Annotated in this window: 10 protein-coding genes; all 10 read left to right on the forward strand. The window is 57.6% G+C overall.

Features of this window, described 5'->3' with window-relative positions:
• Positions 1 to 8 precede the first annotated feature (8 nt).
• Positions 9 to 611 carry a dipicolinate synthase subunit B gene (locus CBW65_RS17290; RefSeq protein ID WP_087457874.1) on the forward strand — a complete coding sequence of 201 codons (603 nt, stop codon included), beginning with the start codon at positions 9 to 11 and terminating at the stop codon, positions 609 to 611.
• A 37-nt stretch (positions 612 to 648) separates the two neighbouring features.
• On the forward strand, positions 649 to 1686 hold the full coding sequence (locus CBW65_RS17295; RefSeq protein WP_087457875.1) for an aspartate-semialdehyde dehydrogenase: 1038 nt from the start codon (positions 649 to 651) through the stop codon (positions 1684 to 1686).
• Between the two features lie 15 nt (positions 1687 to 1701).
• Positions 1702 to 2919, forward strand: coding sequence for an aspartate kinase (dapG, locus tag CBW65_RS17300; protein WP_087457876.1), 1218 nt, complete (start codon positions 1702 to 1704; stop codon positions 2917 to 2919).
• A gap of 71 nt (positions 2920 to 2990) precedes the next feature.
• Entirely contained in the window at positions 2991 to 3848 is an 858-nt protein-coding gene (gene dapA, locus CBW65_RS17305) for a 4-hydroxy-tetrahydrodipicolinate synthase (protein ID WP_087457877.1), read from the forward strand.
• Positions 3849 to 4060: 212 nt separating this feature from the next.
• Entirely contained in the window at positions 4061 to 5728 is a 1668-nt protein-coding gene (locus CBW65_RS17310; protein WP_087457878.1) for a ribonuclease J, read from the forward strand.
• 118 nt (positions 5729 to 5846) lie between these two features.
• Positions 5847 to 6635 carry a ClpP family protease gene (locus CBW65_RS17315; RefSeq protein WP_408646507.1) on the forward strand — a complete coding sequence of 263 codons (789 nt, stop codon included), beginning with the start codon at positions 5847 to 5849 and terminating at the stop codon, positions 6633 to 6635.
• Positions 6635 to 6859 carry a YlzJ-like family protein gene (locus tag CBW65_RS17320; protein WP_087457879.1) on the forward strand — a complete coding sequence of 75 codons (225 nt, stop codon included), beginning with the start codon at positions 6635 to 6637 and terminating at the stop codon, positions 6857 to 6859. The genes CBW65_RS17315 and CBW65_RS17320 overlap by 1 nt, the downstream gene beginning before the upstream one ends.
• A gap of 126 nt (positions 6860 to 6985) precedes the next feature.
• On the forward strand, positions 6986 to 9586 hold the full coding sequence (locus tag CBW65_RS17325) for a DNA translocase FtsK (protein WP_087457880.1): 2601 nt from the start codon (positions 6986 to 6988) through the stop codon (positions 9584 to 9586).
• A gap of 166 nt (positions 9587 to 9752) precedes the next feature.
• Positions 9753 to 10484 carry a GntR family transcriptional regulator gene (locus tag CBW65_RS17330; RefSeq protein ID WP_232463353.1) on the forward strand — a complete coding sequence of 244 codons (732 nt, stop codon included), beginning with the start codon at positions 9753 to 9755 and terminating at the stop codon, positions 10482 to 10484.
• A gap of 97 nt (positions 10485 to 10581) precedes the next feature.
• Entirely contained in the window at positions 10582 to 11637 is a 1056-nt protein-coding gene (locus CBW65_RS17335; RefSeq protein WP_087457881.1) for a BMP family lipoprotein, read from the forward strand.
• Positions 11638 to 11643: the final 6 nt, after the last annotated feature.

Genomic DNA, 11643 nt, shown 5'->3' on the forward strand with positions numbered 1-11643 from the left:
TATCTGCTATGGAATTGAAAGGGAAAACGATTGGTTTTGGTCTTACCGGTTCACATTGCACGTATGCGGAAGTACAGCCGGCGATGGAAGCGCTGGTAGAAGCCGGAGCTCGCGTTGTTCCTGTTTTGTCTTATACGGTTCAATCGACTTCGACCCGTTTTGCCGAAGCGGACGAATGGGTGGCGACGATTGAAAAGATCACCGGCGAAAAAGCGATCAGGTCGATCCCGGAGGCCGAGCCGCTGGGCCCTTCGAAGCTGCTCGACTGCATGCTGATCGCGCCGTGCACAGGCAACTCGCTGGCCAAACTGGCCAATGCGATGAACGAATCGCCGGTGCTGATGGCAGCCAAATCTACGCTGCGCAACGACCGCCCACTCGTCGTGTCGATCTCGACCAATGACGGGCTGGGCCTCAATGCGACCAACATCGGGCGGCTGCTCGCGACAAAGAACATTTTCTTTGTTCCGTTTGGGCAAGATGACCCGTGGAAGAAAATCAATTCGCTGGTCGCGCGCAACGAGCTGATCCTCCCGACCATCGAGCAGGCGCTTGAAAAGAAGCAAATCCAGCCGATGATCGTGGAGAAATGGCGCGACCTGCAAAAATAAACGGTAAGCTTACTTGACGAGGAGTTGGACGATCGAAATGGTAAAAAAAGAACGCTACAACGTTGCAGTGGTTGGAGCCACAGGCGCAGTCGGTCAGAAAATGATTGAAACTCTGGAGAAACGGGATTTCCCCGTTGGCGAACTCCGCTTGCTCGCCTCTCCTCGTTCTGTTGGGCAGCAAGTGACGTTTAAAGGCCAGACGTATACGGTGGAAGAAGCCCGTCCGGAAGCGTTCGAAGGCATCGACTTCGCGCTGTTCTCGGCGGGCGGTTCCATCTCTGAGAAACTCGCTCCAGAAGCGGTGGAGCGCGGTGCGGTCGTCATCGACAACACCAGCGCGTTCCGCATGGTGCCGGAAGTGCCGCTCGTCGTGCCGGAAGTCAACCCGCACGCGATCTCGCAGCACCGCGGCATCATCGCCAACCCGAACTGCTCGACGATCCAGATGGTCGTCGCGCTCAAGCCGCTCTATGATGCGTATGGCATCGAGCGCGTCATCGTTTCGACCTATCAGGCGGTGTCCGGCGCCGGTCAAAAAGGCGTCGACGACCTGCTCAGCCAGACCCGCGCTGTCCTGAACGGCGAAGAGGTCGTTGGCACCCATCTGCCTGTCGGCTCGCAGCCGAAGAAACACCAGATGGCTTTTAACGCGATCCCGCAGATCGACGTGTTTGAAGAGAACGGTTTCTCCAAAGAAGAAATGAAGATGGTCAACGAAACGCGCAAGATTTTTGGCGACCAGGAGATTCAAGTCACGCCGACCGCCGTGCGGATTCCGGTCATGTACGGCCATGCCGAAGCGGTCTACATCGAGACGGAGAAGTCGTTCGACCTCGAAGAAGTGCGCCAACTGCTGGAGCAGGCGCCGGGCGTGACGGTGATCGATAACCTGAAAGAGCAGGAGTACCCGATGCCGGCGATGGCAGAGGGCACGCATGACGTGTATGTGGGGCGCATCCGCCGCGACTTGTTCCATCCGCGCGGTCTGAATTTGTGGGTAGTATCTGACAACGTGCTCAAAGGCGCTGCCTGGAACGCGGTGCAGATTGCGGAATATATGGTGAAATCCAAGTAGTAAGAAGGGGACTGCATGCGAATACTCGTTCAAAAATTCGGTGGCACCTCGGTCGCCACGCGAGAGATCAGGGAACAGGCGATCGAACACATAATGGAAGCGAAGTCACTCGGGTACAGCGTCGTTGTTGTCGTCTCAGCGATGGGGCGCAAAGGCGATCCGTACGCGACCGACTCGCTGCTCTCCCTGATCGACGAGCAAGACAGAACCTCCCGCCGCGAAGTGGACTTGTTGATGTCCTGCGGCGAACTGATCTCGGGCGTCGTCTTTGCCGCGCAGCTGCGCGCGCACGGCGTCGAGACGACCGTGTTAAACGGCGGTCAGGCGGGGATCACGACCAATGACGATTTTTCCCGCGCGCAGATCATGACGATCAATCCGAAGCGGATTCTGCAGGAGCTGGAGCATGACCGCGTGGTGATCGTGACTGGGTTTCAAGGCTGGACGAAAGACTATGAAACGACGACGCTTGGCCGTGGCGGCAGCGACACGACGGCGACTGCGCTCGGCGTGGCGCTCGATGCGGAAGTCGTCGACATCTTTACCGATGTCGAAGGCATCATGACGGCCGACCCGCGCATCGTCGATGACGCGAGACGCCTGCGCGCTGTCACCTACAGCGAGATCTGCAACCTCGCCTACCAAGGCGCGAAAGTGATCCATCCCCGCGCCGTGGAGATCGCGATGCAAAAGAACATCCCGATCCGGGTGCGGGCGACCTCGTCGAAGGACGAAGGGACGCTGGTCACCTCGCAGACCGGGACGGACCGCATCGAAGGCGAACTGCGTGATCAGCTGGTGACCGGGATCACGCAGACGGCAAACGTCACCCAGATCAAAGTGTTTGCCGAGCCTGGCATGAGCGGGATGCAGTTGAAAGTGTTTCAGGCGATGGCTGCGAACGGCATATCGGTCGACTTTATCAACGTCAACCCGCGCGGCGTCGCCTACACCGTCTCGGACAATGACACAGACAAAGCGCTTCGCGTGCTGGAAGACATGGGCTACCGTCCGGAAGTGACGCGCGGCTGCGCGAAAGTGTCGGCGGTCGGCGCGGGCATCGCCGGTGTACCGGGCGTGATGGCGCTGATCCTCGATGCGATCACGTCAGAAGGCATCGAGATCCTGCAGTCGGCCGACTCGCATACGACGATCTGGTGCCTCGTGCGCGGGGACGACATGGCGCGGGCCGTGCGGGCGTTGCATAACAAATTCGAACTGCACGCTCTGTAGACGGAGCACAAGATACAGGACTATATCTCAAGGATGGTGTGTAGACAGTGGCAGTTGATTTTGGAAGAATTATGACCGCGATGGTCACTCCGTTTGATGACAACCAGGAGATCGATTACGGGCGTTTGGACCGTGTGATCGAGCATCTGATCGCGACCGGCACGACAACGCTCGTCGTCTCCGGCACGACTGGCGAATCGCCGACTTTGACCAGCGATGAGAAGATCTCCCTGTTCAAATACGTGGTCGAAAAAGCGGCTGGCCGCGTCAAGGTGGTCGCAGGAACTTCGAGCAACAGCACGAAAGCATCGGTCAAATTGTCGCAGGAAGCGGAAGCGGCCGGCGTCGACGGCCTGCTGCTCGTGGTGCCGTACTACAACAAGCCGACGCAAGAAGGCATGTATCAGCACTTCAAAGCGATCGCCGAAGCGGTGCAGATTCCGTGCATCCTGTACAACGTTCCGGGCCGCTCCAGCGTCAACATGACGTCGGAGACCACGCTGCGCCTCGCTGAGATCGGCAACGTCGCAGCGACCAAGGAAGCGAGCGGCGACTTCAATCAGATCTCCGAGATCATCGCGGCCGCGCCGGCCGGCTTCAAAGTGTACAGCGGTGACGACAACCTGACCTTGCCGCTGCTGGCGATTGGCGCGTACGGAGTTGTCTCCGTGGCGTCCCATGTCGTCGGCAATGAGATGACCGAGATGATCACCCAGTTCGTGGAAGGCAACGTGGCGGAAGCGGCACAGATTCACGCCAAGCTCATGCCGGTCTTCCAAGGCCTGTTCCTCACCACCAGCCCGACCCTCGTCAAAGCCGCGCTGAACTTGAGCGGCATCGCAGTCGGCGGCGTGCGCCTGCCGCTGGTGGACGCAGCGCCGGAGCTGGTCGAAGAGATTGGCACCCGTTTGAAAAAAATCAAGGACTGATCCTTGTAAAAAAGAGGAGGGGCCCCGCATAAAGGGGCACCTCCTCTTTTTGTTGGTGTAAGCACAGTTTTTGACGGAAATACTACGCCCAATGGCTCTCTCTTGTAACGAAGATATAGTTCATGTATAATATTTACCAAGTGACTGGTACGGGTTTTTGGTGACACGAACTAGGACAAGCGAATGAAACGGATACTTTTGGAGGTGTAGTTTTGAGCAAGAACAACAACAAATTGTCGATCATCCCGTTGGGCGGCGTTGGGGAAATCGGCAAGAATATGACGGCGTATGTGTACGGCAACGACATCATCGTAGTCGATGCCGGCCTGAAGTTCCCGGAGGAGGAAATGCTCGGGATTGACATCGTCATCCCGGATATCACCTACCTGATCGAGAACAAGAACAAGATCCGCGGTATGTTTATTACCCACGGCCATGAAGACCACATCGGAGGTCTTCCGTACTTCCTGAAGCATATCAACGTGCCGGTATACGGGACACGTTTGACGCTCGGGCTGATCGAAGGCAAACTGCGTGAACACAATCTTCTTGAGGTCACCAAGCTGATCACCGTCACCAACCAGAACAATATCAAGGCGGGTGCCTTCACGGTAACTCCTTTCTACAACAACCACTCCATTCCGGACACCGTCGGTTTTGCGATCGACACTCCGGAAGGCGTCGTGATCCACACCGGCGACTTCAAATTCGACTTCACGCCGGTCGACAACCGCAAAGCGGACTTCCACATGCTGGCTGAGTGGGGCGCAAAGGGCGTATTGGCGCTGCTTTCCGACTCCACCAACGCCGAGCGTCCGGGCTACACGATGTCGGAGCGCGTCGTTGGCGTGACCATCGACGATACGTTCCGCCAGTCGAACGGCCGCATCATTTTGGCGACGTTCGCGTCCAACCTGCACCGGATTCAGCAGGTGTTCACCGCAGCGGAGCGCTTCGGCCGCAAGGTTGCTGTCGTAGGCCGCAGCATGGTGAACAACATCAACATCGCCATGGATCTTGGCTATCTGCAAGTGGCAAAAGGCACTTTGATCGACCCGGACGAAGTGAACAAGCTTCCGGCCGACCGCATCGTCGTGCTGTCCACCGGTTCCCAAGGCGAAGCGATGTCAGCGCTTACCCGCATGGCGCGCGCTACGCACCGCAAAGTCGAGATCATGCCGGGCGACACCGTCATCATCGCTTCGTCGCCGATCCCGGGCAACGAGAAGTTTATCTCCCGCACGATCGACCAACTGTTCCGCATCGGCGCGAACGTTATCTACCAGCAAGTGTCCGGCGTGCACGTATCCGGTCACGGTTCGCAGGAAGAACTGAAGCTGATGCTCAACTTGGTACAACCTAAGTACTTCATCCCGGTACACGGTGAGTTCCGGATGCTGAAAAAACACGTGGAACTGGCTGTCGCGACCGGCGTTGAAGAGGACAACTGCTTTATCGTCGATGTCGGCGATCAGGTGGAATTCCAGAACGGCCGCGCCCGCGTCGGTTCGAAAGTCCCGTCCGGCACCGTTCTCATCGACGGTCTTGGCGTCGGCGACGTCGGCAACATCGTCCTGCGCGATCGCAAGCTGCTCTCGCAAGACGGGATTCTTGTCGTCGTGGTCACCTTGTCCAAGGCGGAAGGCACGATCCTCTCCGGTCCGGACATCATCTCCCGCGGCTTCGTCTATGTGCGCGAGTCGGAACAGCTGCTCGACGAGGCAAACCGCATCGTCACAGCGACCCTGCAGCGCATGGTGGCAGAAAACGTCAACGAGTGGTCTTCGCTGAAGACGGGCGTGCGCGACGCGCTGTCCCGCTTCCTGTACGAGCAGACCCGCCGCCGTCCGATGATCCTGCCGATCATCATGGAAGTTTAATCAAACATTCGAGCCTTGGTTTCTTCGGAGACCAAGGCTTTTTTGCGTTCACAAGAACTGCATGTTTTGGCGAGGATTGTTTCATACTACATCCGAGAACTTAGAGGAGAGTGGTACGATGCAAGAATGGAGAAACGGGCGGATGGATATGCCGCCAACGATACATCCCCCACAACCGCCGGGCGTACAACCTGCGACGCCGCCGGGAATGCCGCTTGATATGCCAAGCCGCGGTCCTGTGGATACGATCCAGGCGCTTGGCACGACCAATGTGCCGTCCACCGACCAGTCGAACATCTATTGCATCAACGTGATCGGGCAGGTGGAAGGACATGTTGTGCTGCCGCCGCAAAACAAGACCACCAAATACGAGCACATCATCCCGCAATTGGTTGCTGTTGAGCAAAACAATTCGGTCGAAGGTGTGCTGATCATCCTGAACACGGTAGGCGGGGATGTAGAAGCCGGCCTGGCGCTGGCCGAGATGATCTCCTCCTTGTCCAAGCCGACCGTCACGCTGGTGCTGGGCGGCGGACATTCGATCGGGGTGCCGATCGCCACCGCGTCCGACTACAGCTTTATCGCCGATACCGCCACGATGACGATTCACCCGATCCGCCTGACCGGTCTGGTCATCGGGGTGCCGCAGTCGTTTGAATATCTGGAAAAGATGCAGGAGCGCGTGGTCAGCTTTGTCACCACCCACTCGAACATCACCGAAGACAAATTCCGTGAACTGATGCTGAAGACGGGCGAACTGGCCCGCGACATCGGCACCACCGTCGTTGGCCGCGATGCGGTCAAATACGGTCTGATCAATGAACTCGGCGGCTTGGGCCATGCGATTCGCAAGCTGAACGAAATGATCTCCGAGCGCCGCAACCGCGGGACTGAGGTGTTGCAATAATGCTCTGGTCGGTCGTTCCGGAAGAGTTCATTCTCGAAAATTATGACAAGCAGACATACAACTGGGTCGAAGCGGAAGTGAACGGCGTGAAAATGCTGGTCGAACCGGCCGAAGGACAGCCTGGCTACGGCCGCATCATCCGCCTGCTTTGCCCCAACCCGTCCAATTACTTAAACCCGAATTACCAGCCCGGTCAAACGATTTGTTTGCACGGCGGGAACTAGTTTTGAAACAAGAAAAGCCACGTCCCGGCTCAGCGGGAGTGGCTTTTTTTGCTGTGCACTGAAGGAAATGGAGGAAAAAAGGAGAAACTTTCATAGAGCAAGATTTGGCAAGAACGGAGCGAACCAATGGCGAGAGCAAAAGGGAAAGGCAAAGGCGCCAAAGGCGCAGGCAAAATTGAACAGACCAAGCAGTTTCTGAAGTTTGAACTTCTCGGCCTCTCCCTGATCGCCCTGGCGATGCTGGGGCTGGCCGCACAAGGCTGGGTGGGCAAAACGATCGATTATTTGTTCATCCTGGTCGGCGGCAACTGGGATTGGCTGCTCGAATGGTATTTGATCTACATTGCGGTCTATCTGATGATCAAGCGCCAGCGCTTGACGATGACCGCACGGCAGTGGGGGCTGATCGTCTTTTTGATCGTGATGCTCACCTGGTCGCATATGAACTTGTACGACACGATCACCCGGGGGCACACCAACGTCGCGCCCGACCTGTTTGACGCGACGATGGACCGCATTGCGGCACAGTCTGACTACAACACGAACATTCCGACTCAAAATGGACAGGCGATCACCAAGCCGTCTGCCGGGGGCGGCCTGACCGGATTTTTGATCTTCTCGCTGACCCATTACCTGTTCGATACGGCCGGCACGTTGTTCGTGCTGGTGATGTCGGGCATCATGGCGGTGATTTTGATCACGAAAAAGTCGCTCGTCACCACGCTTGGCAACGGGCGAGACAAGATGGCGACGCGGATGTCCGGCATGTTTGACGCGTTGCGCGAGTGGCCAAGCCTGCTGCGTGAAAAGCGCGAGAAGTCCAAGCAGGAGAAGCAGGAGAAGCAGGAGAAGCAAAACGCGCGCAGCCGTGCCGCTGCGGATGAAGTTTCGCCACTGTGGGATCTGGAAGAAGATGAATTTGCTGCCGTGACCGAAGTGGAGCCTGTTGCGGCCGCCAAGCCGAAGCAGCCGGAAAAACGCGCAACGCAGCAGTTCAGCGCACAGGAGCCGGAACAGGGCGATCTCGCCTTTACGGTGCGGTCTTTTGCCGATCAGTTGATCGCTGAGCAGCAGGAAGAAGACGTGCCTGCTGCAAGCGACGATCTGGACGTTCCGCGCTTCGTGCAAGGGGCAGACTCGCCGCAGATCAAGATCCAGTTTCCGGTCAAAGAGGCCCAGGCGCCGCTCGATCCGCCGTCTGTGCAGCAGCAGATGCCAACCTTGCCGATCAAAGGCATTCCGAAGCTGGAGGAGCCGATCGATCTGAAGCTGAATTTCCAGCCGGTGCAGGAGGATTTTTACGAAATTCCGCCGCTGTCCCTGCTCGATGTTCCGAAGTCGGGACAAAAGGGCATGGGCATCGCCTCGGTCAAAGCAAACGCGCGCAAATTGGAGCAGACGTTCGAAAGCTTTGGCGTTTCTGTCAAAGTGGTCAACGCCCAGATCGGGCCGACCGTCACCCAATACGAAGTGCAGCCGGCCGTCGGGGTGAAAGTCTCCAAGATCGTCAATCTGTCGGACGACATCGCCTTGGCGCTGGCGGCGAAAGACATCCGCATCGAAGCGCCGATCCCCGGCAAATCGGCGATCGGCATCGAGGTGCCAAACACCGAAGTTGCGGTCGTCACGCTGCGTGAGGTGCTGGAGGGGGGCGAATTTGCCGCCAACGATTCCAACTTGGCGATCGCGCTGGGCCGCGACATCTCCGGCATGCCGATCGTCGGCACCCTCTCCAAGATGCCGCACTTGCTGGTCGCCGGCGCGACCGGTTCCGGGAAATCGGTCTGCGTCAACGGGATCATCACCTCGATCCTGTACAAAGCCAAGCCGTCCGAAGTCAAGTTCATCATGGTCGACCCGAAGATGGTCGAGCTGAACGTCTACAACGGCATCCCGCACCTGATGGCGCCGGTCGTCACCGATCCGCGCCGCGCCGCCTACGCACTGAAAAAAGTCGTGGCCGAGATGGAACACCGCTACGAGCTGTTCTCCAAGACCGGCTGCCGCAACATCGACGGCTACAATGCGCTGATGAACGAAAAAGGGGCTCAGCCGCTCCCGTACATCGTTGTCATCGTCGACGAGTTGGCCGACTTGATGATGGTGGCGCCGGGTGACGTGGAAGATGCGATCTGCCGTCTGGCGCAAATGGCGCGCGCGGCCGGCATTCACATGATCATCGCCACGCAGCGCCCGTCGGTCGACGTCATCACCGGCGTCATCAAAGCGAACATCCCGTCGCGGATCGCCTTTGCCGTTTCCTCGCAAGTCGACTCGCGGACGATTCTCGACTCTGGCGGCGCGGAAAAGCTGCTGGGGCGCGGGGACATGCTGTACCTGCCCGTCGGCGCTTCCAAGCCGGTGCGCGTGCAGGGCGCGTTCCTCTCCGACTCCGAAGTGGAACGGGTCGTCACCTACGCCAAGTCGCAAGGCGAAGCGAACTATACGGTCGACCTGACATCGCCGCAAGCGGACGAAGGGAACGGAGCGGGCGACGACGATCTCGACGATCTGTTCTACGATGCCGTCTCGCTGATCGTCGACAGTCAGCAGGCGTCGGTGTCGCTGTTGCAGCGCAAGTTAAAAGTCGGCTATGCGCGGGCCGCCCGCCTGGTCGACCAGATGGAAGACCGCGGATTTGTTGGACAGTTTGAAGGCAGCAAGCCGCGGGAAGTAAAGATCACCCGCGACCAATGGACCATGATGCAACAGTCCGCCTCAGAGTAAATCTGAGGCGGTTTTTTATTGACAGAAAGTGCAGAAAACGATAAACCTTGTATGTTCTGTTTATCTTTTTTGTAAATGAGGAAAAATATCTCTAGCACTCGACAGTCGAAGTATGTAGAATAAGAAATGGTGTCAGACATCTGACTGACTATCCAGGGAGGTAAACGTGAATCAATTACGACCGGACACACGTCCTTTGTACATGCTGGTCATCGATCGCATCAAAGAGATGTCGGCAAGCGGCGAATGGCCGCCTGGAACGCGGCTGCCCTCCGAGTTTGAACTCGCCAAGATGTTTGGGGTGAGCAGGGCAACGCTTCGGGAGGCGCTTCGCGTGCTGGAGGAAGAGGGCGCGGTCGTGCGCAGACACGGCATCGGAACGTTCATCGCCGAACGTTCGCTTGTGCAGGCTGGCATCGAGCAGCTGTTTTCCGTCACCGAATGGATCGAGCGGGCAGGCCGGACCCCCGGCACGACCGGTTTTTCGATCGGGGAAGTGGAAGCGGGCAAAGAAGATCAGGAAGCGTTTGGCCTGAAAGGGCCGGAGAGCCTGTATCTGATCCACCGCATCCGCACCGCCGATGATGATCCGGTGGTGTACTGCGAAGACCGCGTGCCTAAGTCGGTGCTGCCGGACGGCCTCGACGGGTTTGACGGTTCGATCTTCAACCACTTGGAAGCGGCAGGGCGTCCGATCACCTATGCACGGACTGTGATCAAGCCGATTGCCCACCACCCGGAAGTGTTTCCGGCGCTCGATGTGAAAGAGGGCCAGGCCCTGCTTTTGCTGGAGCAGATGCACTTTGATGCAAGCGACAGCCCCGTTCTGTTGTCGGCCAACTATTTTCGCACGGATACGTTCCATTTTCACGTGTTCAGACGCCGGCCGAAAGAATAACGATGCAAGTTCGTGGGGGAAATGGGAAACGCTAGTATCAGTACATACCAGATGATCTGACTACACCATGTGAAACTATGAGAGTGAGGGACTACAAATGAAAGCAAGAAAGTTTCTGAGCTTGGCGCTCACCGGCGTGCTCGCAGCATCCCTGCTTGCAGGCTGCGGCACCGATAACAACGCAGAGCAAGGCAACAACAACGCAGGCGGCGACACCGAGAAGAAGCTGACGATCGGTATGGTTACCGACGTTGGCGGCGTGCACGACAACTCCTTCAACCAAGCAGCTTGGGAAGGCCTGACCCGCGCGAAAAACGAACTTGGCGTTACCCCGAAGGTATCCGAGTCCAAGCGCGCAGAAGACTACACCCCGAACCTGAACGGCTACGTGAAAGACAAGAACGTCAACATGACCTGGGGTATCGGCTTCCTGATGGAAAAAGACATCAAGACCGTTGCAACCGCGAACCCGGATGCTAAAATCGGGATCATCGACTCCGACCTCGGCGGCGACATTCCGAAAAACGTGACGGCTGTCACCTTCAAAGAAGAAGAAGGCTCCTTCCTGATGGGCGTTATGGCCGGCAAAATGACCAAGTCGAACAAAATCGGCTTCGTTGGCGGCGTGAAATTTGCCCTGATCGAGAAGTTCGAGTACGGTTTCAAAGCAGGCGTGAAGTCGGTCAACCCGAACGCGACCGTAACTGCTGTTTACGCAGACGCATTCGACAAGCCGGACAAAGGGAAACTGCTGGCAGCTCAGCTGTACCAACAAGGCGCTGACATCATCTTCCACGCTTCCGGTCTGACCGGCGACGGCGTATTCGCAGAAGCAAAAGAGCGCGGCGCGGGCTACTGGGTGATCGGCGTTGACCGCGACCAGTCCGAACTCGCTCCGGCGAACACCCTGTCTTCCATGGTTAAGCGTGTAGACAACGCGATCTTCGCGATCACCAAAGACCTGAACGAAGGCAAATACGAGGGCGGTCACATCGTCTACGGCCTGGCAGAAGACGGCGTAGGCTACGCTCCGACCACCAAGAACAACGTACCGGAAGATGTAATCAAGCTGATGGACGACTACAAACAGCAGATCATCGACAAGAAGATCACCGTTCCGGCTACTGCTGACGCATTCAACAACTTCAAGTAAGACAAC

This window comes from Tumebacillus avium (assembly GCF_002162355.1).
Classification (GTDB): Bacteria; Bacillota; Bacilli; order Tumebacillales; family Tumebacillaceae; genus Tumebacillus_A; species Tumebacillus_A avium.

Coding starts and splice junctions, on each gene's coding strand:
- CBW65_RS17320 (WP_087457879.1), top strand. CDS start 6,635: ATGCTCTGGTCGGTCGTTCCGGAAGAGTTCATTCTCGAAAATTATGAC.
- CBW65_RS17290 (WP_087457874.1), top strand. CDS start 9: ATGGAATTGAAAGGGAAAACGATTGGTTTTGGTCTTACCGGTTCACAT.
- CBW65_RS17295 (WP_087457875.1), top strand. CDS start 649: ATGGTAAAAAAAGAACGCTACAACGTTGCAGTGGTTGGAGCCACAGGC.
- CBW65_RS17315 (WP_408646507.1), top strand. CDS start 5,847: ATGCAAGAATGGAGAAACGGGCGGATGGATATGCCGCCAACGATACAT.
- dapA (WP_087457877.1), top strand. CDS start 2,991: ATGACCGCGATGGTCACTCCGTTTGATGACAACCAGGAGATCGATTAC.
- dapG (WP_087457876.1), top strand. CDS start 1,702: ATGCGAATACTCGTTCAAAAATTCGGTGGCACCTCGGTCGCCACGCGA.
- CBW65_RS17325 (WP_087457880.1), top strand. CDS start 6,986: ATGGCGAGAGCAAAAGGGAAAGGCAAAGGCGCCAAAGGCGCAGGCAAA.
- CBW65_RS17335 (WP_087457881.1), top strand. CDS start 10,582: ATGAAAGCAAGAAAGTTTCTGAGCTTGGCGCTCACCGGCGTGCTCGCA.